The organism is Paraburkholderia sp. UCT31 (genome assembly GCF_014397655.1).
GTDB lineage: Bacteria > Pseudomonadota > Gammaproteobacteria > Burkholderiales > Burkholderiaceae > Paraburkholderia > Paraburkholderia tuberum.
Map to the genome: position 1 here is coordinate 101,513 of NZ_VZQP01000009.1, position 25,997 is coordinate 127,509.

General features: G+C 59.7%; 31 protein-coding genes and 1 pseudogene. 17 read left to right on the forward strand and 15 right to left on the reverse strand.

Going from position 1 to position 25,997, the window contains the following annotated elements; genetic code table 11:
* Window positions 1-2: 2 nt before the first annotated feature.
* On the reverse strand, window positions 3-356 hold the full coding sequence (locus tag F6X40_RS09730; protein WP_187627612.1) for a hypothetical protein: 354 nt from the start codon (window positions 354-356) through the stop codon (window positions 3-5).
* Between the two features lie 280 nt (window positions 357-636).
* Here F6X40_RS09730 and F6X40_RS09735 point away from each other — a divergent pair, with 280 nt between their 5' ends.
* The 5 genes from F6X40_RS09735 to F6X40_RS09755 all read left to right on the forward strand — a co-directional run bounded on the left by F6X40_RS09735 (window position 637) and on the right by F6X40_RS09755 (window position 4,144).
* Window positions 637-1,455: a hypothetical protein gene (locus F6X40_RS09735; protein WP_187627613.1), complete on the forward strand. Its 819-nt coding sequence runs from the start codon at window positions 637-639 to the stop codon at window positions 1,453-1,455.
* A gap of 379 nt (window positions 1,456-1,834) precedes the next feature.
* The gene (locus F6X40_RS09740; RefSeq protein WP_262421414.1) at window positions 1,835-2,293 is read left to right on the forward strand and encodes a hypothetical protein; all 459 of its coding nucleotides are present in this window, start codon (window positions 1,835-1,837) and stop codon (window positions 2,291-2,293) included.
* Window positions 2,280-2,894, forward strand: coding sequence for a lysophospholipid acyltransferase family protein (locus F6X40_RS09745; RefSeq protein WP_187627615.1), 615 nt, complete (start codon window positions 2,280-2,282; stop codon window positions 2,892-2,894). The genes F6X40_RS09740 and F6X40_RS09745 overlap by 14 nt, the downstream gene beginning before the upstream one ends.
* Before the next feature lie 3 nt (window positions 2,895-2,897).
* Window positions 2,898-3,830 carry a phosphatidate cytidylyltransferase gene (locus F6X40_RS09750; protein ID WP_187627616.1) on the forward strand — a complete coding sequence of 311 codons (933 nt, stop codon included), beginning with the start codon at window positions 2,898-2,900 and terminating at the stop codon, window positions 3,828-3,830.
* A gap of 80 nt (window positions 3,831-3,910) precedes the next feature.
* Complete coding sequence (locus tag F6X40_RS09755) at window positions 3,911-4,144, forward strand: hypothetical protein (RefSeq protein WP_187627617.1); 234 nt, start codon at window positions 3,911-3,913, stop codon at window positions 4,142-4,144.
* 28 nt (window positions 4,145-4,172) lie between these two features.
* Here F6X40_RS09755 and F6X40_RS09760 read toward each other — a convergent pair whose 3' ends face one another.
* Window positions 4,173-4,661, reverse strand: a complete 489-nt coding sequence (locus tag F6X40_RS09760; protein WP_187627618.1) for a hypothetical protein — start codon at window positions 4,659-4,661, stop codon at window positions 4,173-4,175.
* A gap of 179 nt (window positions 4,662-4,840) precedes the next feature.
* A complete protein-coding gene (locus F6X40_RS09765; RefSeq protein ID WP_187627619.1) occupies window positions 4,841-5,203 on the reverse strand; it encodes a hypothetical protein in 363 nt (120 codons plus the stop codon).
* 536 nt (window positions 5,204-5,739) lie between these two features.
* Here F6X40_RS09765 and F6X40_RS09770 point away from each other — a divergent pair.
* Entirely contained in the window at window positions 5,740-6,387 is a 648-nt protein-coding gene (locus F6X40_RS09770; protein WP_187627620.1) for a hypothetical protein, read from the forward strand.
* A gap of 95 nt (window positions 6,388-6,482) precedes the next feature.
* Here F6X40_RS09770 and F6X40_RS09775 read toward each other — a convergent pair whose 3' ends face one another.
* The 5 genes from F6X40_RS09775 to F6X40_RS09795 form a co-directional block, all read right to left on the reverse strand.
* On the reverse strand, window positions 6,483-7,109 hold the full coding sequence (locus F6X40_RS09775; RefSeq protein ID WP_187627621.1) for a hypothetical protein: 627 nt from the start codon (window positions 7,107-7,109) through the stop codon (window positions 6,483-6,485).
* Window positions 7,109-8,734, reverse strand: a complete 1,626-nt coding sequence (locus tag F6X40_RS09780) for a VWA domain-containing protein (protein ID WP_187627622.1) — start codon at window positions 8,732-8,734, stop codon at window positions 7,109-7,111. The genes F6X40_RS09775 and F6X40_RS09780 overlap by 1 nt, the downstream gene beginning before the upstream one ends.
* 18 nt (window positions 8,735-8,752) lie before the next feature.
* Window positions 8,753-9,961, reverse strand: a complete 1,209-nt coding sequence (locus F6X40_RS09785; RefSeq protein WP_187627623.1) for a toxic anion resistance protein — start codon at window positions 9,959-9,961, stop codon at window positions 8,753-8,755.
* A gap of 18 nt (window positions 9,962-9,979) precedes the next feature.
* Window positions 9,980-11,098 carry a hypothetical protein gene (locus tag F6X40_RS09790; RefSeq protein WP_187627624.1) on the reverse strand — a complete coding sequence of 373 codons (1,119 nt, stop codon included), beginning with the start codon at window positions 11,096-11,098 and terminating at the stop codon, window positions 9,980-9,982.
* Between the two features lie 319 nt (window positions 11,099-11,417).
* On the reverse strand, window positions 11,418-11,702 hold the full coding sequence (locus tag F6X40_RS09795) for an HU family DNA-binding protein (protein ID WP_187627625.1): 285 nt from the start codon (window positions 11,700-11,702) through the stop codon (window positions 11,418-11,420).
* A gap of 324 nt (window positions 11,703-12,026) precedes the next feature.
* On the opposite strand from F6X40_RS09795, the pseudogene F6X40_RS42240 reads away from it, so the two are divergent.
* From F6X40_RS42240 to F6X40_RS09810, 3 genes and pseudogenes are all read left to right on the forward strand, one after another.
* Window positions 12,027-12,155: pseudogene (locus F6X40_RS42240) on the forward strand (KUP/HAK/KT family potassium transporter); the annotation flags it as partial.
* Between the two features lie 41 nt (window positions 12,156-12,196).
* Window positions 12,197-12,520 carry a hypothetical protein gene (locus tag F6X40_RS09805; RefSeq protein ID WP_187627626.1) on the forward strand — a complete coding sequence of 108 codons (324 nt, stop codon included), beginning with the start codon at window positions 12,197-12,199 and terminating at the stop codon, window positions 12,518-12,520.
* A gap of 31 nt (window positions 12,521-12,551) precedes the next feature.
* Window positions 12,552-12,899 carry a hypothetical protein gene (locus F6X40_RS09810; protein WP_187627627.1) on the forward strand — a complete coding sequence of 116 codons (348 nt, stop codon included), beginning with the start codon at window positions 12,552-12,554 and terminating at the stop codon, window positions 12,897-12,899.
* A gap of 66 nt (window positions 12,900-12,965) precedes the next feature.
* On the opposite strand, the gene F6X40_RS09815 is transcribed toward F6X40_RS09810, so the two are convergent.
* Window positions 12,966-13,373, reverse strand: a complete 408-nt coding sequence (locus F6X40_RS09815) for a hypothetical protein (RefSeq protein ID WP_187627628.1) — start codon at window positions 13,371-13,373, stop codon at window positions 12,966-12,968.
* A 201-nt stretch (window positions 13,374-13,574) separates the two neighbouring features.
* On the opposite strand from F6X40_RS09815, the gene F6X40_RS09820 reads away from it, so the two are divergent.
* Both F6X40_RS09820 and F6X40_RS09825 read left to right on the forward strand, forming a co-directional pair.
* A complete protein-coding gene (locus F6X40_RS09820; RefSeq protein WP_187627629.1) occupies window positions 13,575-14,042 on the forward strand; it encodes a hypothetical protein in 468 nt (155 codons plus the stop codon).
* A 5-nt stretch (window positions 14,043-14,047) separates the two neighbouring features.
* On the forward strand, window positions 14,048-15,334 hold the full coding sequence (locus tag F6X40_RS09825) for a hypothetical protein (protein ID WP_187627630.1): 1,287 nt from the start codon (window positions 14,048-14,050) through the stop codon (window positions 15,332-15,334).
* A gap of 93 nt (window positions 15,335-15,427) precedes the next feature.
* Here F6X40_RS09825 and F6X40_RS09830 read toward each other — a convergent pair whose 3' ends face one another.
* Window positions 15,428-15,706: a hypothetical protein gene (locus tag F6X40_RS09830; RefSeq protein WP_187627631.1), complete on the reverse strand. Its 279-nt coding sequence runs from the start codon at window positions 15,704-15,706 to the stop codon at window positions 15,428-15,430.
* Between the two features lie 545 nt (window positions 15,707-16,251).
* On the opposite strand from F6X40_RS09830, the gene F6X40_RS09835 reads away from it, so the two are divergent.
* The 3 genes from F6X40_RS09835 (at window position 16,252) to F6X40_RS09845 (ending at window position 18,863) form a co-directional block, all read left to right on the forward strand.
* On the forward strand, window positions 16,252-16,503 hold the full coding sequence (locus F6X40_RS09835; RefSeq protein ID WP_187627632.1) for a hypothetical protein: 252 nt from the start codon (window positions 16,252-16,254) through the stop codon (window positions 16,501-16,503).
* A gap of 55 nt (window positions 16,504-16,558) precedes the next feature.
* Window positions 16,559-16,954 carry a hypothetical protein gene (locus F6X40_RS09840; RefSeq protein WP_187627633.1) on the forward strand — a complete coding sequence of 132 codons (396 nt, stop codon included), beginning with the start codon at window positions 16,559-16,561 and terminating at the stop codon, window positions 16,952-16,954.
* A gap of 1,351 nt (window positions 16,955-18,305) precedes the next feature.
* The gene (locus tag F6X40_RS09845) at window positions 18,306-18,863 is read left to right on the forward strand and encodes a hypothetical protein (RefSeq protein WP_187627634.1); all 558 of its coding nucleotides are present in this window, start codon (window positions 18,306-18,308) and stop codon (window positions 18,861-18,863) included.
* A 203-nt stretch (window positions 18,864-19,066) separates the two neighbouring features.
* Here F6X40_RS09845 and F6X40_RS09850 read toward each other — a convergent pair whose 3' ends face one another.
* Window positions 19,067-19,606, reverse strand: coding sequence for a hypothetical protein (locus F6X40_RS09850; protein WP_187627635.1), 540 nt, complete (start codon window positions 19,604-19,606; stop codon window positions 19,067-19,069).
* Window positions 19,607-19,976: 370 nt separating this feature from the next.
* Between F6X40_RS09850 and F6X40_RS09855 the strand changes: the two genes are divergently transcribed.
* On the forward strand, window positions 19,977-20,219 hold the full coding sequence (locus F6X40_RS09855) for a hypothetical protein (RefSeq protein WP_187627636.1): 243 nt from the start codon (window positions 19,977-19,979) through the stop codon (window positions 20,217-20,219).
* A gap of 236 nt (window positions 20,220-20,455) precedes the next feature.
* Here the strand turns inward: F6X40_RS09855 and F6X40_RS09860 are convergent, their stop codons facing one another.
* Both F6X40_RS09860 and F6X40_RS09865 read right to left on the reverse strand, forming a co-directional pair.
* Window positions 20,456-21,211, reverse strand: a complete 756-nt coding sequence (locus tag F6X40_RS09860) for a hypothetical protein (RefSeq protein ID WP_187627637.1) — start codon at window positions 21,209-21,211, stop codon at window positions 20,456-20,458.
* A gap of 16 nt (window positions 21,212-21,227) precedes the next feature.
* Entirely contained in the window at window positions 21,228-21,521 is a 294-nt protein-coding gene (locus F6X40_RS09865) for a hypothetical protein (protein ID WP_187627638.1), read from the reverse strand.
* A gap of 445 nt (window positions 21,522-21,966) precedes the next feature.
* On the opposite strand from F6X40_RS09865, the gene F6X40_RS09870 reads away from it, so the two are divergent.
* Both F6X40_RS09870 and F6X40_RS09875 read left to right on the forward strand, forming a co-directional pair.
* Window positions 21,967-22,704, forward strand: coding sequence for a metallophosphoesterase (locus tag F6X40_RS09870; protein ID WP_187627639.1), 738 nt, complete (start codon window positions 21,967-21,969; stop codon window positions 22,702-22,704).
* Window positions 22,705-23,176: 472 nt separating this feature from the next.
* Window positions 23,177-24,022 (forward strand): hypothetical protein, encoded by an 846-nt coding sequence (locus F6X40_RS09875; RefSeq protein WP_187627640.1) that lies wholly within the window; start codon window positions 23,177-23,179, stop codon window positions 24,020-24,022.
* A gap of 89 nt (window positions 24,023-24,111) precedes the next feature.
* Here F6X40_RS09875 and F6X40_RS09880 read toward each other — a convergent pair whose 3' ends face one another.
* Both F6X40_RS09880 and F6X40_RS09885 read right to left on the reverse strand, forming a co-directional pair.
* On the reverse strand, window positions 24,112-24,978 hold the full coding sequence (locus F6X40_RS09880) for an esterase/lipase family protein (protein ID WP_187627641.1): 867 nt from the start codon (window positions 24,976-24,978) through the stop codon (window positions 24,112-24,114).
* Window positions 24,979-25,049: 71 nt separating this feature from the next.
* The gene (locus F6X40_RS09885) at window positions 25,050-25,820 is read right to left on the reverse strand and encodes a glyoxalase superfamily protein (protein ID WP_187627642.1); all 771 of its coding nucleotides are present in this window, start codon (window positions 25,818-25,820) and stop codon (window positions 25,050-25,052) included.
* Between the last annotated feature and the right edge of the window lie 177 nt (window positions 25,821-25,997).

Consider the following 25,997-nt stretch of genomic DNA (forward strand, 5'->3'; position numbering starts at 1 on the left):
GGCTATCGCCTGGAAGCTTTGGTACTCAGGGCTTCGGACCGGTGCGCGAGAGACCAGTCTGCGACGACCTTTTCGCACCGCTCTTGAGCGGCCTCCAGATTCTGCGTATATCGAATTGGCGAGGAGTCGACCTTCAGCAACTTCACGGCATTCGCACACAGGTCGACATGGCGCCCGCGCGCCGTCTTGCTTGTCGAAGCGGGCAGGCTTTCAGCCGTCGCGGCCTGGCAGGAGGCGAGGTACGCGGTGGCCTGACGGAAATGCGCCAACTCCTTCAGAAGCGCGGTTAGCTCCTCGTTGGACAGGGCTTCGTTGTTCGCCAGTTTGGCGTAATACACTTGGATATCGAGCAGCATGTCGGCGGTTCCATTTTTTTGGGGCGACGTCCGGCCGTCTATTATGGGGTGCGGCGCCGTTCGTTATCGATGATACCAGCGATTAGCGGCTCATGTGAAGGCTGCAAAAAGGGTGTGTGCCAGCCTGCTGTAAAGCTCAATTTTGTGTGAAGGCGAGAGTCCAGTGTTGTCGTGGAATCGAACCCGCGCCGCCGGCGTTCCATTGACCACACACATGCTGGACCTTTACAATAAGCGTGAGTTTACAAAAAACACATCTGCGCCACGAGGTCTCCTTTCCATGAAAGACAATCAGCTGGTTTCGCTCGATACGCTGCGAGACATCAGTCGGGTTGCCAAGCAGGCGATTCGTACCGAGCGCGCGTTGTTCGGCAAAGCCCTGAATGCTGCACGTCATCGCAAGGAGCATGCACGCGCGCGACGCCTTGCGTACCGAGCGGGTGTTCGCAACGAGCGTTTGACTGGTGTTGTGCCCTTGAAGGGGCGACCGCAGCCCGACGAGCGGGAAAACGCCCCGCCTTGCGCCCCGTCGCATCACCTCCTGGCTGCACTGGTGCCGTTGAGCCGCGACCTGGACAAGTATCTCGCCCGATACCGGGTGAAGCGGGCTGTTGGTGCGCCGGCACCGACCATCGACCCGGGCCTTGCCGACGAATCGCGGTTCGCCGACGCACCTGCGCGCTTCGTGACGGGGGTGCTATTGCATTTTGTTGCGGGCAATACGGCGGTGCCGGCCGAGCATCCGTTATGGGCCATTCCCGTCTCGGCGGCAGTCGCGTGCCAGCTTGCGCATCTTTCCTGCTGGACAGGAAAGCAGATGACGTGGCCGATGGCAGTTAGCGTGGGCGCACTTGCAGGCGCGACGCTAGGAGAACTGCGAGCTTCCTTCGAGCGTCTGGAAACCGCTGCTTCGATGACGCGGCGCGATACCACGGTACTGGCGGGCGAGTCGAATCGCACGTCACCGCGTCGCCAGACCACCTGGGCCAAGACAAAGCGGGAGCGCGCTAAATTCTCCGTGCTCAACCAAAAGTTGCAGGCCACGTTGACCGAAGAAGAATACCGGTTGCTGAAAGACTACCGCCAGTTGCTGGCTTAAGTCCAAGGCGTTGCCGACTGTTTAAGTCGCCCAAGGCAGATGCGGCGGAGATGCGCTCCCGCTCCTGACTGCCTTCTAGCCGGCCTACGCTCAGCCGGGCGGACATCCAGCGCGCCGCCCTTGGGCAGCGTCTGTGCGAATCAATTTCCACCGCGCGTGTGTGGCTTCGCGCTCGCGGCCGATGTGTAAATCTGAAAACGGGCATTCCATGGCCGAGAACCGGCGACCAATAAGCTCCCGCTCCAATGGGTCGATTCAAGCACTCGCTTCACAACTGGCCACAAGCGCCGTTACTCCTAACCAGATATCGACCGCGAGCGTAGCGTTCGCGGCGGTGGCGGCCGCCGGCCTCCTGTTCGCCAGCGCAGGAGTTGGCGCAGTGCTCGCTATCGTCGGCATCCAGATGCGCCTGCTTTGCAACGTCCTTGATGGGCTGGTTGCGGTCGAGGGCGGCAAGAAGTCCCCGCTGGGCGCCCTTTATAACGAATTTCCGGACCGCATTGCCGATTCGCTGATTCTTGTGGCAACAGGGTATGCAGCCGGCTTGCCCGTTATCGGGTGGCTCGCCGCGCTACTCGCCGCATTAACCGCGTACGTTCGGGTTTTCGGCGGCGCGCTCGGCTTCGAGCAAGAGTTCCTCGGGCCGATGGCAAAGCAGCACCGAATGGCTGCCCTGACCACAGGGTGCGTCGGGGCGCTCGTCGAAAGTTTCATCAGCAAAGGCCACACCCATTATTGCCTCGAGGTCGCGCTTCTGCTCATCACCGTGGGGTCCGCGCTTACTTGCTGGACGAGAACGCGCGCCATCGCCACCAAGCTTGGAGTTGCGCATGAGTAACCTCCTTCAGCGGGCGTTGCTTGGAGTGGTTCGGCTCGTGGTCGGTGCATACCCACGATGGGTCGCTCCGCCAGCGGCAGCCGGCCAAACCATCTACTTCGCGAATCACACAAGTCACGTCGACACGTTGGCCGTCCTTGCGGCCTTGCCGCTCGAGATGCGCGCCACCGTGCGGCCCGTCGCCGCGCGCGATTACTGGGATGCCTCGCCCCTTCGCCGCTTTATCGCGACACGGGTGCTGCGCGTCGTGTTTGTCGACAGGCAGCGACAGGAAGACCGTGACCCGCTGGAACCTCTTCGCGCCGCGCTCGCGGCAGGCTCGTCCCTCATTCTGTTTCCGGAAGGAAAGCGCAATGAGTCAGACGTGCTCGGTGAATTCAAGAGCGGCATCTTCAGGCTCGCAGAGGAATTTCCGGATGTCCATCTGGTCCCGGTGTACCTATCGAACCTGAACCGGGTTATGCCGCGCGGGAAGTTGGTGCCCATCCCGGTCATCTGCCGCGTCGGATTCGGAGAGCCGCTCGAGCGGCGCTCGGGCGAAGACAAGAAACAGTTTCTCGCACGCGCCCGTGAGGCCGTGCACACACTGCAAGGAGCCTGAGCCGTGCCACATATTTTCTGGGCGACCATAAACGGTATCGCGATATTGCTGGCCGTCTCGACGGGTATCGGCCAGGTGCTGCGACTGAAATTCGGCGTGGGGAATTCCACCATCCTGAATCTGAACCAGCGCATCTTTGCATGGTGGGCCATGGTCGCAGTGGCAACGGTCGCCATCGGGGCCGGCCCATATGCCACTGTGGGACTGTTCGCGCTGATATCCTTCTTCGCGTTCCGGGAGTTCATTACGCTGACGCCGACCAAGGCGGCCGATTACTCCTCCTTGCTCCTTGCGTTTTACGTCGCGCTGCCGGCACAGTTCATCTTGCTGGCCATGCGGTGGTACGGCCTGTTCGCGATTTTCATCCCCGTCTACGCCTTCTTCGTGATGTCCGCTGCGGGGGCTTTGGCTCAAGACACTACCGAGTTCCTCGAGCGCAATGCAAAAATCCAGTGGGCCTTGATGGTGTGCGTCTATGGGCTAAGCCACGCGCCGGCGCTGCTCATGCTGGAAATCCCGAACTACTTCTCGAACAATGGACCGCTGCTACTGTTCTTCCTCCTTGTAGTCCAGTCGAGCGACGTCTTTCAGTACGTCTGCGGAAAATTGTGGGGACGCCACAAACTCTCGCCGGCTGTCAGCCCGTCCAAGACCGTCGAAGGGCTACTGGGCGGCGGCGCGATGGCGGTTCTGCTCGGCGCAGTCCTGCACGGACTGACGCCTTTCAGTCTCTGGCAGGCGGCCGCGATGTCGCTCGTAACGGTAGCCGCTGGTTTCATCGGCGGTCTGGTGCTTTCCGGCGTCAAGCGTTCGCTGGGGGCAAAGGATTGGGGCGTCATGCTGGCGGGGCACGGCGGAATGCTCGACCGGGTAGACTCCATTTGCTTCGCGGCACCGATTTTCTTCCACCTGACGCGCTATTTCTTCGTGCCGTGACGGCGTGAGGAGGATGTCTATGGCACGGAGGGCGCCGACCATCAGCCACGTATCTCGCTGTGCATCGTCGGAGGCCCGGGATGACCGCGATGGATGGCAATATCAGCGGGGAGTGGATGGCAGGTCCGCTCTCGCTGCAGGGTTTTCGGCTTCGGACTTATCTTCGTCCCGCTCTCAACGATGGCGTTTTCTTACTTCGGCGCAGGCAATTTTTGGGAATCCGCAAGCACGAAGCTCGCACCCAAGTGACGCCGGGCAAGTTCGAGGCGCACTACAAGAGGGCAGCTTATCGTGTATTTGCTGTTCCTTTCTGAGGGTTATGTGGCCCGGACTTACCGTCCGTTAGGGCACTGATTTTCGCGGTTCCGGGTCAGGAAGCTCCGCAAGCTCGTCGTAGTCCCGAACCAGCCTCTGAAAGGTCCTGCACCTTTTATGCATCGCTGCCACCTTCGCGTAGTCACCTTCAACGATGGCCATCACAACAGCGAAAACGTCAGAGTATTTATCGCGCAGAAAATCAATTCCGTGTTGCGGAATATTCCTGAACCCAATCCGAAACGTGTCGACAGCCTCTTCAACCCGCTCAATGTAGGCGTGCACAGCCCTAAATTCGGCCCACGTCTTTGGCTCCCCCGGAAATCCATACCGGGGGAACAGCTCCTTAACCGCCGGACCCGTTTCGGCGTCTAGAGTAATTTCATCGCCGGCTGTCTGATTTGCGGCCGACATGTGGCGTGTGATTCCACCATAATTGATGTCAGTGCGCATGCAGTCGAAGCGCTCGTTGAGCTCCTTCCAGAAAGCCTTGCTTTTGAAATCAATTACGGTCATCGAATGGCCTGCCTTATCGTTGGGAGGGTTCCATTCTAATGCTTTGGTGCAGCGCAATCTTTATCGGCAACGTGAACGCTTCAGCCCTTGCGAAGACGCGCATGGCGAAGTCCGTGCTGGACGCGGGCTGGAGCACGTTCCGAACCGCCATCCGCTTTGACCGCCACGATTGACTTTGCTCAGCCTTGTCCGTCGCCCAAGGCCAACAGACGGGCGACCTCTGCCGGTTGCTTCACCAAGGTTCGTACGCAGTGTTCCCACGTCCAGCGGCTGTCCTTGCGTTCGGACAGGGCGGCCCAGTTCAGGCTGCCGTCCGCGCCGTTCAACATGCCGCATTCAGTCAAGACCTTCTGAGCGTTCTCCGTCGCGCCGAGGGCACCGTCCATCAGCAGCATTACTGCCTCGATAAGCGACGTGTTGCCGGCGCGGTAGTCGCGCACGCGGCACATCGCTTCATAGACCTCAAGGCGCAACAACTCCATCTCGGTCTTCTCATCCAGGTGCTCCGGCAACGCCATTGTTGCCTCTGTTGTCACTGTCATCTCGCGTGTGTCCTATCAAACGAAGGTTGGTGCTCTGTCGTATTTGCGCGGTAATTCTGTCGCGCCCTCTATACCTGTCCATTGGCAGTGACAGGGGCGGCAACGCGGGTGCCGGCGGCGCGCGATACGGGGTAGCCGGTAGTCAAGACAACCATGCCATCCTTTACAAATCGTTTCTGCAGACTGGTGCGGGACGGGCCGTGCTGCGAGCGCCGCGCTGCCTGCAAACTCCGAACATCCTCAAGCAGCTTTCGCACGCTTTCGGGCGATGCGCCAAGCAGGGGGACGGAGTAGATGCGGCCGAGTGAGGAATTCATCGAGCGGGCGCGGGCGCGTCTTTGGGGGATTTCGCTGCCACCACATCGCGCAGGGCGCCGACAAGGAGCGTTGCGACGGCGGCGCGCTCTTCAGCACTGGCCGTCGCTAAGACTCGCGTGAGGGCCAGTGCAGCGGGGGACCGAAGTTGCTGAATTGCGGGGCGAGAAATGCAAAGACGGCCGGTTGGACTCATAGCGAGAGAATTTTGAAAAGTATTGTTGGGCTTTACATCGAACGCGCATTTTTTAACGCTAATCAAGCTGAGCGGCACCTTCGATTATGGCGCACAGCTGGCGCGTTGTCGAGGCTCTGAAGCCGAAGGGGTCTTCGCGGCTATACGTCACAGGCACCGCGCCATCGTGGGGCGGCATTGTAATTTTGAGGACATCGATATGACATCGAGTGGCATTGAATTGGGGTTGCTGGTTGCGCAGGCCGTTAGTCGGCTCGGCGGATTCGTCAGAAAGGCCGCGCTGGAGCCGGCCGTGATGGACCGCGAAGATTTGCAGCGGCGTCTTGCGGAGGTCCATCAGCGGTTGCTTCATCGGATGGAAACGCCAGAAAGCCTGTGTGACTCGCGCGACAAGGGACTGAGTGAGGCGGTAGCACGCTGTATTGAACTGTACGGCACGAAGCCGGACAGCTATGCGCAGCTGTTTCGCGGGGTCAGTGATTGCGCCGACGAGCAGTTTCTCGACACGTACGTCGGACTGCTGCGGTTAGATACGGTTGTTCGGGGAGTCGCAGACGAGGAACTCTACGTGTTCGACGTCCTCAAGGGAACCCTCGAAATCCCATGGCAAACCGGTTACCAGGGGCTGGACGGGATGGCTTTCCGGGAACTTCTGCTGAAGTGGTCCCGCTAGGGAGCGGGCGGGGAGGGAGTTGACGCGCAGGCGCGCGATTCGCTAAGTGGTCTGATTGAGCGAGCACCCTAAACGGGTGCTCGCTTTTTTGAGGCCTAGAGAAAGTCGGTCGCCTTGCCGAACTTGCTTTCGAGAAACCGGCTGTTGACCAGCATCTTGTTTGCATCGCTCTCGAATAAGGCCTGAGTAGCGTTCTGCAGCTCAATATCCATGACGTCGAGCTGAGCGATGAGCAGCTGGCTCGGCGTCTGCCCCGTGTTGCCAACCTTATGCACGCGGGCATAGGTCGCCGGCAGCTTAAGGTAGTTGCCCAATGTCTCAGGCAGGTAATTGAGAATCACCTGCCTGAACATAAGCCATTGCTGGCCGGCCGAACCCGACGTCTCGAACAGTTCCTTGAATCGCGGGAGCGCCTGCTCGAGCGAGTCATGGATGGACTTCAGGTGCTGGACGGCGTCAGCTGGGAGCTTCGACGAGTTGTCCCGCAAGAGCTTCTGGAGGAAGCTCTGCAGGTCTTCAAGAGACATCTCGGCGCGGTGTTCGATGACCGCGTTCTGGAAGAAGAGCGACCCTGCCACCCAGCCGCAGCCATACGCGCCGGCGCTGACGGCCCACCAGCCTTTGTCGATGACGCCAGCCAGCAGCAACAGCGGGCCGATGCACGCCAGTGCCATGCCCGACAGGTTGCTCGGACCGTAGAAGAAGAGTCGCAGCTTCGACATTACTGATAGCCCCGGATTTTCTTGAACACACTCGAAAGCGAGGTGCTGCCGTCGAATACGGCCCCGCCCGTCATGGTCGCCAAACCCTGAATCTGCGTCTTGTCCGCGTCGCTGCCGAAGAGTACGCCAAAGACGCGAACATGCTTCATGTCGCTGGCGGCCGGGCTGTTGTAGAACTGCGCAAAGTCGTCCGGCGTGGGGCCCTCATTGCTCTGGCCATCGGTCATCACGACGATACTCTGCAGGTAGCCAGGCTCCTTGTCGGCGTCTGCGGCCGCGAGTGCGTACGCTTTCTCGACCGCGCCGAAGATTGCGGTGCCGCCGCCAGCATTCAGGTTACTCGCGTAGTCCTTGAAGGTTTTCAGGGTTTCTGCCATGACCTGACCGTTCTCGCCCATCGAAAAAGTCTGGATGCTCTTGATGCCGCCAGCGAATTCGATAATCGTGACCTTCTCGCGCAACCGGAAGCGCGAGAAGCGGCCTGAGAGCGAAGTGTCGTTGCCCGCGAGGTTCACGAGTGCATTGCGCAATTGCTCAATGCCGCCGTTGTCGCCCATCGAGCCTGACGTATCGAGTACAAAGTAATCGTGCGCCGGCTTGCGTTGCTTGTCGAGGTAGCTAATCAGGAGGTCGTCGAGCACGGCTGCGTTGCCGGGGAACGGGACGTCAACCAGCAGATGGGTACCGAAACGAGCGGCATCCGGTGTGACGGTGGGCGACACCGGGCGACGATACGTGTTCTCCATCAACCATTTCTGGATATCGTCGCGCTTGAAGAAAGCCACCACCTTGTCGAACTGCGCTTTCTTCGCCGGATTGAACAGCATGAGCGGGTAGTCCGCCGTGATAATGCCTTCCTTCGGGTAGATGAGCGTCAGGTTCGCGTTCTTCGTTGCATTGACCTTCAACAACTCCGACTCGTAGTTAATCATGCCGTCCGGTCCCTTCGGGTCCGACAGCGACGAGACGAAAGCCGTCGTGAGCCAGCCCGACGAGTCCGAGAACAAAATCTGGCCCTTGCCGAAACCCGACAGCTCCACTTTCTGAATAGAGGCGGGGGTGATGGCCGAGTCGGCGCCCGAGAGCGCGGACGTCACGCCGATGAGCGCGCTCATGCCCGTATTTGACGAAGCGGGGCTGGTCATCGCGAAGGTGAAGGCACCCGCCTTGGCAGCCTTGGCGACGTCAGCCCATGTCGTGTTGTCGGCCGTCCAGCCGAGCGCCTTAGCCTTTTCAGCCTTGACTCCCAGGATGACAGGGGAGCTCATGATGCGCTCGGAGGCCTTGACCTGGCTCTTGACAGCATCGTTGAGCAAGAGGTACTTGTTGTGTGAGAACCAGCCGCAGTCATACTGGCCGGCATTGGACGCCAGCGTCTCGACGCTCGCGAGCGTGCCGCTCGGGGCCAGTTTGAGCGTGACGCCCGTTTCCTTCTGCAGTTGGCCGAGCAGCGGTGCTACGTCGGCGACTTCAGAGCCGGACAGGCAGGTGAGGGTGTCCTGCGGCGCGGCCTGCGCCGCCGCTACAGCACCCGACGACGGGTCGGCCTGTTGGGCTTGTTGCTCACAGGCGGCGAGGCTGAGAAAGGAGGCTGCGGTAAGCAGCAACGCGAATAGCTTTTTCATGGTTTCTTTTCAATTAGCCTAAATGGAAAACACGTCGCCGTACTCGGCAGCGACCGGCTTGTCGAGAATGCGCATGCCGGTTTTTGCCTTGTCGTACAGGGCGTTGAGCTTCACGTTGTCGGCCTTCATCGTGTCAACGGCCGTCGAGCGGTAGTTGTTCAGAAGGTTGATGGCCTCGAGCGTCTTGTCGACGCCCGATTCAATGGCCTGGATACCGAGCAGCGGATTCGATTCGAACTCGATGACGAGCTTGGTGTGTTCGAGCACGGCGTCGCCCACGCCGGCGACCATGTCGTTGACCACCTGTTGCGCCTGACGATTCAGGTCCATGCGCTTTTTCTGGTTGTACGTCGCGATGGCCATCGTTTGTGCGATGGCGAGTGCGTCCATGCCCAGCGTGCGAACGCGGTTGGTGCCGCGCAACGTCATGCGGCCCGTGTGGCGCAGCTGGCGGATTTGGCCAATCGCAGCCACGGTCAACAGCTTCTGCTGCGTCACGTCACTCAGGTTGCCGCGAACATAGAACAACACTTCCTCGCGAACAGCCTTGGACTTCTCCGGATTCAGAGTCTGAAGAGCGCTCGACTCAGTTTCGAGCCGCTGGTCGAGCAGGCCGAGGTACTCGGTTGCGCGGTCGAGTCTCTGCAGCTTTTCGAACAGCTGCCCCTCGACGATGTCGTAGCTCGCAATCTCGCGGCGCTGCGCGTCTTCTTCACTTTCGAGGACCTGAATCAGCTCGTTGATGCGCTCGCCGACCGGCTTGAAGTCGTCCATATAACTGCGCAGTTTCGACCCAAAGGGCATGGCGATGCCCATGACCTTTACCGGGCCAAGCAGGTCCTTGCCCTTCGGATTCGCCTTGGCAAGCAATACCGACAGCTCACGCAAGGCTTTGGCGCCGTCAGTGTCGTCGTAGTCTTTGAAGGTCGTCTGACGTAGCAACGGATTGTTGCTGATGAACGTGCTCGTGTCGGTGATTTCCTTGCGGCCAGCGGCGAAGGCCCGGTCGAGCATATTGCGGAAGTCGTCGGAGTGCAGGTCGGCCGCGCTCACGCGGGCAACGAAGTCCTCGACGCTGGAGACAATTTTCGCATCGAGTTCCGAGCGGAGTTCGGGCTTCACCGGCACGATGGTCTGCTTCGCCTGCTCGACGGTGGGAAGCTGTAGGGGTGCGGGCGGCTCGAGAACGAAAGCCGCCGGCGCTTGCTGGGTAAGAACGTCGCTCACTGTTGTGGTCCCTTCAGGTTATTGGCGTGCGGCTGCGATGCGCGTCAGAATGGCTTCGAGCACGTCGAAGGTCGGCGTTTCTGCGACGTCAAGAATTTCCTTCGGTACGAACGGCATCTTGCTCACAACGGTCTTGTCAAAGAGCTCAGTGTCGTTCGTGCGGAAGCCATACTCGATTGCGATTTGGCGCAATTGGGGGTCGCTCGACAGGAGCTTGCCCAGTGCGTCCCCGCGCGCCGACAGCGGAACCAGCACGTGCTTGGTAAAGATGGTCGGGGTGGGGTAGAGCAGCACGCGGTTCTGCGTGAAGCTTGGGTTCCTGAGCGCGGCCGCAATGAACAGCGACTCGTAGGACACGACGAGCGGCGCCTTGCCCATGCCCATCGTTACGTAGTCGTCGAATGGGCCTGCCGAAGAATTCTCCATGTAGCCCTGCTCTAGCACGAGTTTGGTGAGCAGCGGCATCACGTGGTCGAGTTGGTCGGCAGACGACACCACCTTGTCACCGTTTCCGACGTAGCTCGCCAGTGCCATGTACATCTGTCCGCTGTTGGACTTGGCCGGGTCGGTCGATGACAGGAAAATGGCGCGGCTGACGGCAAACTTGTCATTGTCCGGCAGGTCTTTCCAGCGCTTGTTTTGTTGGACCATGTCAAAGAGCTTGCCCATGTCCGAGATGTAGTAGGTCGGACCCTTCTTCGACACGACGCCGGCCGCTTCCAGCGGCTTGAGGAGGTCCGTCCACGACGCTACGACCACCGGCGTGAAAAACACCGGATAGACGTCTTTAACCTTGCGTGAAGCCTTGATAGCCATTGCCGAGGGTTCGCCGGCAGGGAACGCGCAGTCGTAGGACTGAAGGTCCTTCCGGAAGGCCATCTCGCGCGAGCCTTCTTTTTGCGCTACCACCGTCAGGCCGTTGTCGGCCAGAATCTTGACCACTCGAGGGTCGTTGAAGTAATCGGCTTTTTCCGAGCCAATCAGACAGGTGACCATCTGTGACGCGGCTTGCTGCGACTGCTGAGCAATTGTGGCCTGCACCTCGCCTTGCTTGTCACGGTTCGACCACAGGACAGCGCCCATCGTAAGGACGACGAGCGACATCAGTAGCGCCATCGCGCCGGCTTTACTTTTCATTTTTCGTTCCTCGAAGACAGACCTACGGGTCAATCCTTACTTCGTTTGTTGTGTCCAGTGCGCTGTAGCGTGGTGTTGGGCGCACGGACATTTTACATTTTATTCTGAAAAGGGATAAGGATAATTTGTTCAGAGTCGTATTTGTAAAGCCGCGAAGGCGTTAGGAATGCGGAGATGTTGCGTAGGACGGCGCGTGGCCGGGAGAGCGGGAGGCAGAGAGGCGGATGGGTTCCAAATACAAAGAGACCGCCAATTGACACTGGCGGTCTCTCTCTCTTACAACGAGCGGCGCAGTCGGCGCGCCGGGTCCAGCGGCGTCTTACTTGCCGCCGTTGACCTGGTCCTTGAAGGCCTTGCCGGCCGAGAACTTGACGGTCTTCGCTGCGGCGATGGTAATGGTTTCGCCCGTCGACGGGTTGCGACCCTGACGCTCTGCGCGCTCGCCTTGGCTGAAAGCGCCGAAGCCGACAAACGTCACGTCGTTGCCAGCGGCGACTTCATCACGCACCGTTTCCAGAATCGAATCAAGGACTTCGCTGACGTGGGTCTTCGGCTTGTTCAGTTTCTCGGCAACGCGTTCGACGAATTCGGTCTTGGTGGTCATGTTTGCTCCTATGAAATAAAGGCTCCCGCGATTGCAGGGTAAGCGCAGTTTACAGGAAGGAGGGCACTCGTGTGAAGTTTTTTGCTCCGGAAGCCGCGCCAGGTCGGGGGTTGCTCCTGGAAAAACGGGTCGCGCAACGAGACTATTTCTCGTCGCGCCCGGCAGACGGGTGCTGTTTCTTTCATTTCTCCGGACTCTGCCTGCGACCGCTTGTTCTGCAGCAGTAGTTGTGCGGACGGGCTTCGGTGAAGGTATAATTTAGCCGGGTCCCGTGCAACGTGAATCTTTAGGAAGACGGGCTTTTCTGCTTTGATAACTTTACAAATGCAAAGACAATCGGGGTCGAGCCGGGCGCTGGTGATGGGCGCAATCGGCGTTGTGTTTGGCGATATTGGTACGAGCCCACTTTACACGCTGCGCGAGGGCCTGAAGGGCCTCGCGCCAAGCTCACCAAACGTCAATCGGGTGGTTGAGCTCGGCGGACGGGTGGTGATTTGAGCGACGACTCGAAATTTAAGCCAGAGATGCACGTCAAGAAGACGCTCTTCGGGCGTGGCGAGCCGACGACGGCATATGGGATAGTGCTGCGGGTAGATGAAGAGGGCGTGTGGCTCGACAACGGCGCCGGATTGCGGCCGGCCGGGCCGTATCACCCGGAAACGGGCGTTGAAATCACGCCACCCATTCCCGGGATGCATCAGGAAATCAAGCCCTACAAGCCGCGTGTGGCCAAGGCGGTTGCGGAAGGTCAGAGCGCGCCGAAGCCTCGCGCTCGTCGGGCCGGCGTGCGCCGTCGTAAGGCCGCCGCTACCCCCTAACAATTCCATTTTTTACAGACGGACCAAGGGAATGACGACATTCACAGTGGAAACGCCGGTGGCAGTACGCTGGTTCACGCGGTTTCTAGATGACCAGGAATATTTTGGCAACGGGGTCATCGACGACGAGGTGTACGAAATCGACGGCCGCGAGTACGGGATGGGCACAGTGTTGCCGGGCGACTTTCCGGACGGCGCGATGGTCGTTATCCGCTCGGGTTACGTCCACAAGGACGGTGTGGACCTCGACTATGCCGAATTCTTCACGCGCTGGCGGAACCTGCATGCGGCGAGGCAGCCTCTCGTGGTCTCGGCCCCGCCTGAACGCGAGCAGGAATTGAAGGACCTGTTGACCGCCCATGGGTTTACGTTTGAATGAACCGACGGGAAGGGGGACTGTCCAGCAGCAAGTCCCCCGCTTCCACGAGAAGCGCCGAACCGCTCTTTAAACCTTGGCCGCCTGGTAGGCGGCTCTCAGTGCGACGAGTTCTCCCCAGACGTAAGGGCGGGGGTCCCTCTCAATCGTTGATGCGAGCTGCGTGCTTTCAGGCACATGAGCAAGGAGCCACATAAGCTCCGCCGTATTCTCGGCTGGTACAGGCTCAAGCTCATGCAAGAATTTTTTGCGTTGAGAAATTGGGATTATCAACAGCACATTCGGCACCAGGAAGGCCTCTGCAAGGGCCACCAACGAAAAGGCAGCAAGAATATTGGGCTTTCCCTGGATAAACCAGGCCGCGAAGAACGCGGGTATCGTTGCGGCTACCGCTAACGCGGCGCCCAGGAGGCTGCGGTTCGCGAGCTTTTGACGGGACTTCAAGTAGGAATTGAGCGCTGAGCGTCGATTTTCCACCTGTACCTTCGTCAGAGGTTGAAGAAGATACGCGTGGGCGAAAAGGTGCAGGGATTCGGGATTTGGCTGTCTTTGCATGGGACCGGCAATGATGAACGGTCCCGGTCTAGGCCTCGAGTTTATTGCGTCGAGGGCATGTGCGAAGATTCGCGCGGCACTTCATCGTAGGCCACGGCCGGTGCCTACACTCGATAGGCATTTTTGATTAACAATGAGGATATTGACGTGAACCACACAACAGCAGCGGGCAACGAACACTTTCAACAGGCCATTACTTTTCTCAACAGCACGGGCGACGTGACTTTGACGTGGGACGAGCAGAACGAGGAGCGTATCCTCGCGATGGTCGAGGAGAAGATGAAAGCCGGGTTTTCGTTTTTCGTCTTGAAGCCGCGCATTCTCGGTATCCCTGGCAACTCCAAAAAGCGTCTCAAGAGCATCGAGCAGGCGAAGAAGGCAGGGCACGTTGTCGTTCCTGATAACGCGGTGGACCAAGTGATGAACCTGGGCGACAAGGCACTCGAACAAGCAGTGGCGTCGGGAGACGCAAAGCTGGTGTCGTCGGGTACCGCGACGGGCACGAACGTCGTATCTATCGGACGCGCGCGCAAGCCGAGCGATGTTGTCGGCAAGCAAACGTTGGCAGTGCGGCCTATCGCAGCGGGGTAAGCGCTATGGATACGGAATACTGTATCAATGGCGCGGCAGAGATGGGGGAAATCACGCCGCTCGAAGCAGAGGCGGCGTTGACGTTGCAGTCGGCATATCAGTCCATTCGCCAAAAGGTGGATGGCGACGAGTGTATGCCTGCGGGCTACCTCGAGAACGTAGCGCGGGCTGCGCTCCGGAAGGCACCACGGCTGGTCCAGTATTGGACCGCACTGAATGCTTACCGGCACGGAGACTTCGCGATGCGGCTTATCGCTGAGCGCGCCGAATATCTGGTCCAGAAGCGCATCCAGAAGGCGTTGGGCGTGGGAGACGAGGACAGCCGCATTCCTGGACTTGGCGACCCGCAGCCGTCGACGCAGCCTATCGCAGTCGTATCCGAGGCGGACGTGACCGAGGTTGTCGTTCGGCAGGTGCTAAATCAGGAGATGGGTGGGCTGATGGCGCGTTTGCGGGAAGACGTCGACCTGCTCGAGGAGGCGGCGCTGTGGTTCCGTAAGGACGCGGGCAAAGCCTATCGAGAACTTGACACAGCCTTAAAGCTGGACCGACCTCGGTGGGGGCGAACGCACCCAGCGCGGGCAACTGACGGTCAGCCTATGCGAGGAAGACCGACTGAGGATGCAGGGATTACGATGGAAGAAGCCCTGCAGCTTGTGCGTGCGAATCGCCGGATTGAGTCTATGAAGCAGAAGAAGGCGCGCGGGGCCATCAAGAAGGTGACGAAGCTCTTCAAGATTTTCGGGCAGGAAGAAAATCTTCGGATGTTCGTGAGCGGACAGGAGGTGGAGATGTCGCACCCCGACTCGAAGCTCAAGTTGGTGGTTCGTCCTCTGAGTGAGCCGGGATGGCTGGAACGACGCAGTGTTCCGGGCATGTCGCACACGCCGTTCAACCTGTCGGTCCTGACGAAGGACAACGTGCACGTCACGAATCTTTGCGTCTACGTGTCGGACTCGCCGGTGCTGGACCAGGTCTTGGCGCTGTCGATGTTCGTTCACAACGGCGACGAGCTCGAAATTCTCGAGAAAGCGAACTGGTTTGGCATCAACTATGACGCTGAACGCGCAGTAGTCGATGCGTACCCGTCGCTTGCGAAGAAGATGAAGCGTTTCGACTCAATTGCCCGTGAAGATGGCACTTTCAGGGTCGTGCTCCCAAGGGCCTTCCTTGAAGCGGAGAACCACTGGGAACCCTTCAAAGGCCGGGCAGAGGCTTGGATTCGGTCGTGGATGTTGCCGGTCACCGAACGACTTCTCCCGATACAGGCAGCTATAGCATTACCCGCTTGATGTAATTCGGACCCCGCCACTCGCTGGCGGGGTTTTCTTTTGGCGCACCGAGGGCAGGCTCCCTCGCGCGCCTACGCCGAAGCAAGGCTGGACTCACAAGGGCATGTCGTCCGCAAGTCCCGCCTGGTATTCTTCGAGTGGCAGCAATGCGCGGTGCACAACGGACGGCTCCACTCCATCGCGCACCATCATGTGCACCGCCTCAATGAATACCAGTGCCTTACGGTCTGCTTCGCTCATCTGCCGGACGTCGCGATAGCACGCGCCCGACGTAAAGGCACCGGCTACCCGGTCGCAAACGTCCGGCCACTTCTGCAACCAAGCCTCGCCTTGCGGCTTCCAGCAAATCATCGTGTTGGTCAAATTCGGCATGTTCCCTCGCTTTTTCGGTTGGTTCGATGCCTTGATTTTACGGGACTCAACCGATTTGTAAATGATGTTTGATTTGCATTCCGAAGCAATGACCGATGTTCTGAAGCGTTGATTTGCGTTGCCCTCTCCCTTCCATTTTGGCGCTGGTCGCTGCACAATCGTGGGCGCTACGCGCCCCGGGGATGTCGCCCGGAGCCAGAGGGTTCCATTGCCGGATTTGCGGTCTCCCGGGGATTCCCCGGTTTTACCGCTTCGCGCTTTCCGCTTTCCGCTACACGTATGGTAGGACAACCTGTTGAAAGGAATTATGGACGAACACCTCTACAAGGCGTCGCCGTGCGTGGGTTCCGGGATGTGTTGCAAGCACTCGGCCTGTGCTTTCGGCGAGTACGACGTCACGCTGAAGCAGTGCAAGTATCTCGAGGTCGTAAAACAAGTGGAAGGAGTTGAGATTTATGGCTGCGGCCGATACGAGTATATCCAGCAACAACCAGGGGCAGAGTGGAACCCCGCCTTCGGCGCCGGCTGCTGCTCCGCGCTCTTTAATGAGCATCGACAACGCATCATCGCTTTCATCGGACAGGGCAGTGCTACTCGTGCTGCTGTCGCTATTGGACGGGCTGAGCAGTAACGTTATGTCCGGCGACGTGTGGTGGCTCGCAGAGCATCAGGCGATGCGGCAGTGCTGTCAGCGCTTTGGCATGACCGAGGAGCAGTTTTCCGAGGTGATGGTCGATGTCCGACAGCTGCAACAGGCGGCACGCCGCGCCAATCCGATGAGTTCGATGTTCGATTGACAATCCGGCGGCTGAACCTGCCATCAAGACAGACAAAAAGCAAAGAGGACACAAAGTGGAATTCAACAAGACCATCTACGAAAAAATGCATCTCGGCGACAAGCTGACGGATAACGAACTGGAAGTGGCATGGGCTCATTTCGGAGCGCTCGAGCGAATGCTGCGGCGTTGCGGCTCCGAATGGATGCTCGCTTCGCAAGCGGCCTGGCGGGAGTTCCTCCGGCTAGACGACGTCCGCCAGGTTCGTCAACGCAATGGGGGCTATCGGCCTACCGTTGAGGCGGCGTTCGCGGTAGTGAAGGAAGGCGAGGGCTTTCGCGTCAGCCGGAGCGACTACGCGGGAGGCTTCGTGGTTCCCGTGGAGCAGTTCGAGAGGGCGGTCGAGGAAGCGCGTAGTGAGGGACGTGAGCAGGAACGTGAAGCCCAGCGCAAGCAGCGCACCGGGAGCTGACCAGGAACCATCCCGACGTGGACAACCTGCTGGCAGCGCTGCAGTGACGCGAAGCTGGCCCCGCAGCACCAGCGGGACAGACCACCGAGGCCAAACTCGCTGAGGGGTTTCTGGCTGCCGCCTGAGCTGCTCGACACCGATTGATTTTCTCCTTAAGCCCCGTGACCGCAACGTCCGGGGCTTTTCCTTTGGCTCAATAGGTCGGAGGGCCACGGTGCTCGCGACCCAGTCCTTAAACCGCTCACGCGCGCGTCATTGGTAGTGGATGACGACTCTTCCATTTCCTGTGCCTCCGCCAACCGCGATTCCTGAGGCATAGTCGGGGCTGCCCATCATCGGGGCGGTTGCCCCACTCCCTGCAACAGTCGAAGCGTTCGTTCCTGAGGCATCGATGTACGACTGCCCGCCTTGTCCGCCCCCAACATCGAGGATGTATCGGCCGTTACTCGTATAGCCGACCACGCTCCCCGCGATACCTCCGAAATGTCCACCACCACCGCCACCGCCACCACTGCCGCCTCCTCCCGCGTCGGTACCGGTTGTTCCACCGGTGCCTGCTGCCGCTTGTCCGGGGTTTCCGGGGTTTCCCCACGTGGGGTATGTGGTTTCCCATCCCCATCCGCCGCCGCCACCGCCGCCGGCCGCCAGCAGTTCCGTGCTGCCTTTCAGCAGGAAGGAACCGCCGCCACCGCCGCCTGAGTATTCGGAGTATGACGAATTGTAGTAGCCGGAGCCACCGCCGCCATAAGCGGCATTCGAGCTATTCACCCCACCGGCTTGCCCCACCACAACGGTCAGCTTATCGCCGCCAGCGACGCTGAAAGTAGCAGTTGCGTAGGCACCGGCTCCGCCTGTGCCCAAACTCGCGCCACCGCCCGCCCCCCACGCGGAAACCGCCACGGTCGAGCAACCGCCCGGAACGCTAAAGGACTGGTCTGCGCCGGTGTACACGAAGGTAGCGGTGCCGGGTACGCAGGGACCCGACGAAGCTCCCGAGGAAGCCTGCGAAGTCCCGCCGCCACGAAGGCCCGGGACCCTTACGACGAAGGTGTAGCTGGTGGCGAATGCCGCGCCAGTCCCGAGGACAAGGCTGGCCGCCAGCGCCAATTTAACGAGTTTCAGTTTCATCATCTCTCATGTCTAATCTGAACAGGAATCCAAAGCAACAGCCGACCGTCCGCTGTTCTTATCCGATGCGGCAACCCTGCGTTCGGGTGTTTGGTCGTATAGGGAAGGGGTTTGGAGCGTTCCCCGGAACGGTCACGAGCCGAAGCGCCGATACCGAATAAGGGGTATAATTGTAAAGTCGCACAAGCTTTTCAAATCGTGTGAAATATAAGGAAAATAGCCAATGCTCTATCCGACCGTGACCGTATTCGATGAACAGCATCTGCTGACCGCAATCGCCACCGTTTTCTTCGCAGAGCGTTTCCAGCTTCCAGCCCATTTCAAGGGTGCGCAGCTGGTCTCAATTGATGGCCCGGTTTTCGAGCGGGAACTGGATAAGGAAGAAATCCTCGCCGCGCAGTCGCCGCTTCTGCGAGTGTATTGCTGGCTCCAGGTCGCGGCGGCGCAACTGGCGACCCACGGGTACCGGTTGGACAGAATTACCAAATACGGCCCGATGTTTGTCACGCCGAAGACGGCGCCTGACGGAGCAGCGACCGGGCAGGGACCGCTTGGCGAGTATCCCGCCTTCGCGCAGGCCGTGGAAGAAGCGTTTTTTGACGAGCGGAAGGTTGTTCGTACGGCATTCGACCAGGCGGCGGTTGCCGCCGTCCAGAAGCATGCAGGGCACCTGTTCAAGGCGCTTGGTTTGACGGCAGGGGCGTCGGATGTTCCGCGCGAAGGTTCACAGGGCGAGCGCGAAGCCGAGGAGACGGCCGCAGAGGTCGCTCCAACGAACTGAGCGGTTAGCGCGTCGGGCGCGCTGCACGAGGTGCGGCAGCCGGCGTGTTCGACGGCACCCATTTCCTCGAGCACGGTTTAACGGAACGATGCGCCTCGGTGTGACGCCCGGTCGCACCGCACAGTGAGCGTTGAACCGCAACCTCTGTTTGCAGGGGACAAGAAAGAAAAAGCGTCCCGGCACGAAGGCGGGGACGCGAAGAATTACGCAAGCGTAGACAGTATTGCGCCCGACGTTTGGCAGAGTCGAACGTGCCGGGCCTCAGGCAAAGAACCCGGTTCGCTCGGACGGCATCCAAGAAGCTGCAGGGCCGCCGGCGCGCACTGAAGGTTGATGCTGGTGAACGTCTGTACGCCGTTGTCGCCCATATTTTCGCCGTCAAACTCGTTCTCCCCGCGCGCAACGACTCCATGCGGGTTCGCTGCGTCGAAAAGGACGATGACGCCCGGTTTGAGCTCAATGCGCACACCGCTGTAAGGGAAGACCAAATCCCAGCAGTCAGTCTCCTCGAGCCATAGGACGCAAAAGACGCGGTCCGGATAGTCCTCAGCGTCGTGATGAAACGTCGCTCCTTCGCAGGCGAGAAGCCGGACTTCGTCATCGACAACCGCATCACGGAGGCCGTGGGTGGCAAGCCAATCTAGCGCCGGCGACAAAAATTCATCGGGCACGTGCTCGCTGACACCCAGGATGTCGCCTGGCCACCACGCACAACTGTTCACTGCTTCCTCCAACCAGCCCATGACGTCCTTGGTGAGAGGCGGAACAGGCACCCGGCCAGAGACGACTTTCGTTCCGGTGGTCCGACAGGGTGTGGACCCAACCTGGTAGTCAAAGCGCCTGCTGCTGGTTTCGGTACGTCTGTCCAGTACCTCCTCAATGCCTTTCACACTCCACCTCTCAAATTGCCCTAGTGCCTCGTGTAGAGAACGGCGTGCCGGCGCGAGAGAAAGACACGCTCGGTCGCGCGCTTGTGCATTCGCTGGTCTTGAATCAGGGCAGTCTTGCCGTTCGCTAGATTTAGCAGGTCAGTGACAAGTCACCGTCACGAAGATGTCCAACAGCTCACCCAACTTGATTGACGCGACGGTGAGCCATTCTAGAGGAAACACGATGAAACGCGAACATTTCCATGTCACGATGAACGGCGAGGCTATCGATGTCAAATACGCCTACAATTCGGCGCTTCGGACAATCGAGGCGACGGTGCGAACAGTGGCACAAAAACGCAACGAGGAGTTCAACCTGCATGCGAGTGAGGGAACGAAAGACGAGGGAGGCCGATACGTCACCGGAATGCGTGTCTGGCGTTCTCCGACCACCACGCTCGTCTTCAACGTTCAGAAAATCGGCTAAACGAGACGGTAAATCCGGTTCCGTAAGCCTGTGATTTAACCAGATGCCCCGCGAGTCGTCGTCGACTTCCGGGGCATTTTCCCGAGACAGTGCGATGGTTCGCATAGCATTGCCGGCCTCGCGGTGCTGTCGGCCGTCGGCTCAGTGTTCGCGATACCAGCAACGACAACCTTTCTACGCATCCAAGTGTCCTTATAACCGGTGTTACCGGTCCAGCGGTGACTGGAGCGGCGTGTCTACTCGTGAGGTAACAGGCGGCGCGTCGATGCGGCAATGGACTGCCACACTGCCTCGCTGAATTCGCTGTCAGCCTCGCCTCGGAGGCTGAGAGAGCTTGCCGGGCTGTTCGTCACGTACTCGGGCGGGTCTGCGGCCTGCTCCTGTCGCACGAAAGCGGCGACCGGACCGTTTTGCGTGTCATGGAGCGAGAGCAGGAACCACTCCGGACCCGGCGGCGTCGGATTCCAGTCGCTGACATTGGCGTCGCCCCCTTCAAAATAGCGGTCCGCTATTGCTGAGGCACACGTCTCGTACTCGAGGTATTTCAGGCACGCGGTAAGTTGGTGTGCGGCGAGCCAGATTTGCCATTCACGCGGGGTTTCCACATCAGCGTTGGCGAACAGCGGATGAGTCCAATAGCCGTTCTTGTCGCGATGGACCGTCGCAGGCTCGACGAGAGGCACGGGTGCGGCCTCCCGGCGCACACTCATCGGCCGCGCACAATACGGGCAGGCATTCGAGGCCAGCGCGCGTCGAAAGTTTTCGACCTCCTGGGCGTCGCGCGCCTCGGGCGTGGGTGCCTTCTCGGTGAGACCGAGGAGAGCCAGCACTGCATCCAGCGGGACGACGGCGAGGGTGTCCCGGCCTTCGGCCGTCTCGACAAATGTTCCAGGCGCATCGGGCAGTTGGCGCACATGCATCGCAAGCTTGCGAAGGTTATCGATGCCGGACGTCGACGTCGAGGAGGGGCGGAGAATGTCCAAATCGCGCATAGTGGGTAAGGGGGCGTTAGTCGGGTTGCTGCGACGTCGGAAACTGGAAGCAGATGCGGTCAGCCACTTCGGGCGGGTTTTCGATGGAATATGCCTGCGCTATTCCCGCATTGCGCGGCAGTACGACAACTACCGCACTGGACTTTCGTCGTTCGACAATCTTTTCCGGGTTCTGCTCTTTCCATGCAAGCCAGTCAGCCTCTGTGAAGCCGTGCGCACTCAATTTGCCCGAGCAATTCGCGCCGCCAAGACAGGCGCACAACGAGGCCTGACACCAGCGGCCGCGCCAGCTTTCAGGCATGTCGACCATGAGGCTGTCCAGAAGGGCGGCGCGGTCGGCGGAAAGGCCTCGGCTCTCTTCGTCTCGGCCCCGTTTTGTCCCCCCGATGCTGACTGTCACACCTTTCGATTGCGATGGCAGAAGTTTGTCGGGGTTGTTTGCGACCCATTGCTCCCACTCTGCCTTGGTGAAAGAACGTGACAGACCGCCGCTGCAGTTCGCAGCGCCCCTGCATGCGCACAACGTGCTCTCGCACCAGCGGGCGCGCCACGTTGGGGGCATCGCATCCATAGTTGCGTCAAGGCGTGATGCACGTTCGTTGGGTGATGACGCGGTCATGGAAATGTCCGAAGGAGAGGAAAGGGGGAGGCAAGCCGCAATTGTAAAATAAAAACCACAGGCTATACAAAGAATTGAGGCGGTCGCCTCGTTCTTTGTAAAGGTCTGTATGACACCTCGGTTTATCCGCTCGCCGTTGAACACGAAGGGCAGGGATTTCGCTGTCGGGGACATCCACGGGTGCTTCGACCTGGTGCAAAGCGCGCTGGATGCGGTCAAATTTGACCCGGCGGGCGACCGACTGTTCTGCGTCGGCGATTACATCGACCGAGGGCCTGACTCGTCACGCGTCGTCCCGTTTCTGAAGAACGAATGGGTGTATGGGGTCCTCGGCAATCACGAAGTGATGCTGCTCGACCTGTATGAACACGGCGACCCGGGGGAACGCGCTGTGCGCCGGGCCTGCAGCTCGAACGGTTTTGACTGGTGGTTGAACACACCGGATTCCGTTCGGCAGGACGTTCTCGATGCTGTCAAAGCACTCCCGTATGTCCGCGAGGTTGATACGGCACAAGGGACCGTCGGCATCCTGCACGCGGATGTGCCGAGCGGGTGGCACTGGGACGAATTTGTGGAGGCAGTGATGGAGGAGCACCCGCACGTGTTGCATGACGCCGTCTGGAGCCGGGAGGGGTGGGCGGAGGGCGATAGGTCCGGTATCGAAGGGATAGGCCGTATTTTCGTCGGCCACACGCCAGTGCGGAAGGTTGTCGCGATGGGCAACATTTTCCCGATTGATACCGGTGCGGTTTTTTCGGTTACGGGCCAGGCGCCGGAGTTGCGGCTGACACTGGCCGATATCGCGGCGCCGCACGACGTGCTCACGCGAGAGCAATTCAATTCGCCCGTCCCGCTTATCGACATCCGCGCTTAGCCGCCAATTAAGGGACCGCAGGGCGGCGCGCCGCCTGCCGTCTCCATTGACGACGGGGCGCGCACTTACGCGCGTTTCGGTGGGCTCAGAAGGCTCGAGTGCAGCATCAGGCCCACCCCAGTGCCGACGAGCGCGCCAGCAGCATGCCAGTCGGGTTGTGGGATGTGCGCGGCCCGGCAGAAAAGCAGGCTCAAAACGCCGGCGAGGGCTGAACCCAGAAGGGCGAAAGAGGCGATGATGCGAGCGGATTCAAATAGGCTTTTCACGAACAATGTTCTTCCCCAGAGCACAAATTTGCATTGTAAAGCTCTTTGCGGCTGTGCAGGGATTCTCGGGCAATCAAGCCACTCCGTACGCAGCGGTAGCCAGCTTCGCGCGCGTTCCTGCCCGAGGCACCGTCCGACGCGGTTCGGTCGGCTGCGCAATCTAAGCGGAAACGCTACACCGATACACCTTTTTAAGAAAGACGCCGATGAAGCTGAATCTGTTGCCGACAATTGTTGCTCTCTCACTCGCCACCGCATGTGTTCCGGCACTTGCAGGCGGGACACCGCCGCTCGATGAGCTGGTTCGTTCGGCGGCCACGCTCGGCGCATACGCGAAGCGGTGTGAGCCTATCGAGCGGAACTTCGCACCGTCGCCTTCACTGCTGCGCGCGCTGGTGCTGAGCGGCCTCGACTCAAAAGACACCGCACAACAGCAAACGGCGGTCGGCACCTATAAGGCTGCTCTAGCGGCCAGCGTGACGGAGCTTGGCTCGGCAGCATGTGACGCGCCGCCAGCCTCGGTCATGAAGGCGGTCGATACTAACAATCAGGTTCTTTTCAAAGGAATCGCACGGGCCCAACTCTCCGGCAGATTCGTTCCGAATATGCCTTTCGAGAAACGTGACGACTTGCAGGCAAAGCTCGTGGCCTCTGCCGAGAACATCGCTGCGGTGTTTGCGTTTGAGGAGAAGTGCGCGCCGCCTACGGCCGAAATCATCGATGCAAGCGCGCCGCTGCTCGCGTTTGATTGGGTCGGGATGAACTCGGAGCGCGATGACGATGCAACACACGGCGCCGTCACGTTGTTCGATACAAGCTACGCGGCGGCAAAAGAACGAATGCGTTTACTGGTGCGACAGGGTCCAGCGACTTGCGACAAGCCCGAACCAATTTACGAGGAAGCCGCGAAAGCGATTGGCGGCTGGCCCAAGCAAAAATTCACCGAGGACAACGTCGAGCAAGCCAGGAATGCCCTAGCCGAAGTTCGGGCGCTGCGAGACGTAGCGGCAAACACCGAGACCGGCACTGTTCTCGATGCCGACCGGATGTAGTCGGCCGGCAGGAATCGAAAAGACCGCGAGCGAAAACGTTCAGTATCTTGGCAATTGGCCAAGGAGCGAGGAGGCGATTCCTCTTTGCCCTACCGCGACATCTCCGCCACAACCTCCGCTTTTGCCTGCGCACGGGCTTGCGGCTCGGCACTTTTCTCGGACTCGTTTTTGGCTGCTTCGAACGTGCTTTTCTGCTCTCCGCGAGCACTGTCTCGGTCGGCCATCGGCAGTGTGTCAAACCCTGCGACGGGTTCCTGCTTGGCTGCGTTTAGTAGCGAAGCCCCCGCGTTGCGGTAGTCGGTATGCTGGTAGCCCTCGACCACGGTGATTGACTGCGCCTTCGCCTCGATTTCGTTGTACCGCTCGTGCGTGCTCGAGGCGGCGGGCAGCGCGACGTGGTCTTTGCTACCGACCGTCATGTGAAAGTCCATGTTCGCGGGCCAATCTTGCGCAAGACTTTTCATATACGGACTTCCCGGACCGATGTCTGGACCCATTGGAAATCCGACAGCATTCGAGATAGCTGCGCCCCCGGGCATCAGATGCGCCGGTTCGGCGAGAGCGAATCCTCCGAACGGTGTGCCAAACGTGTGGAGGTCGATGTGCTTGAAGTCGGCCGCCTGTCCATCCCGTGCGAGCTCGTCAAGTGCACCTTTTGCGACGAGGCCACCCATGCTGTGAGCAACCACTGTCACCTCTGTGATGCCTTTTTCTTTTAGTCCGTCGATGAGATGAGCGAGTTCATGCGCCGAATTCGGCATCGTGTCTTTTGTATGGTCATGGTTGTAGCCGATAACTACGTTGTCCGGCCCGTTCAAATTCTCTTTCCATGAATCCCAATAGTGGTACGTGTCGTGGATACCGCCCACAAGAATGACTGCGTGAGTCGGATTTTCTCCAGATGACTGCACCTGAAATTTATCGCCTTCGGCTTCGCCGGGGGTAAAGGTTGGCATGGCAAAGCTCCCGTTGCGCTGAAAGCCCGTATAGCCACGGTGAGCCACCCATTAGGTGGCTTGGAAACATGTCAGTTACGACCCGCGAATAGGGGACCCGTAATCGACACCGGATACACAGTCTCCGCGCAATCCAGGAGTATCGACACGTCTGCAGGCAAATCAATCACGACGACGCCTTTCCAGAATAACTTGCCCATCTGGACGTTCCACAAAGCCAACGCGAGCGGCACTTGATAGCAGTCGCTCTGCGTGACCAGCCATCCCCGTTCTGCAAATCCCTTCAGCAGCGCAAGGGTGACCGGTTTTAATGCTCCGACGCGGGTTCCTGCGACAGATGCTAGAACGTTGGGGGGCAGGCGCCCAGTAATCCACTCGCGGAATTTGATTTCAAGGAGGTAAAGCCGGTTGCCAACTCGCCAGCCCATCTTTTGCATACCGTTTTTTGAGGTATCCGCCATAAAAGGCGCCATCTCGGGTAATGCCCGCATGAACTCCGCCCAGACGGCACTCTCTGCATCTTCAACTGGAACAGGCCGCGCTGCGGGCGTGATATCGCCTGCCCGGGTAGCGACGGAACGCAAAGCACAACGCCCTTCTTCCAAGTTCGTGAGTGGCGGGGACGCGGGAGCGCCGTTCCCCAAAGGCGCAGACGGTGCCGGCATTCCGGCCGGCAGGTTGCTGGCGTCCGACTGCTCGGCGATTAGCGTGTTCCAGTTCCGTAAACCATGGAGGGCAGCGATGGCCTCCAGGCTACTAGCGTGTTTAAGGCGGAACTTGTGGTTTTCAGCCAGAAACTTCACAAGCCGTGCGGCCTGTGCTTTGTACAGCTCTTTAGACATTGCGTTCTCCACGGGCGATACCAATGTGAGGCCCGCGTTGTCAAATCGGCCACATGGGTTGGCATCGAGACAAGAGGAATTGCAATGCTTTCGCCGGGCTCCAAAGGAGTGCGGGCGGCGGGCAGTCTCACCCGGTCTTCGCGCGAAACGAAGAGTGATTGATGTAGCGTCCAGTTT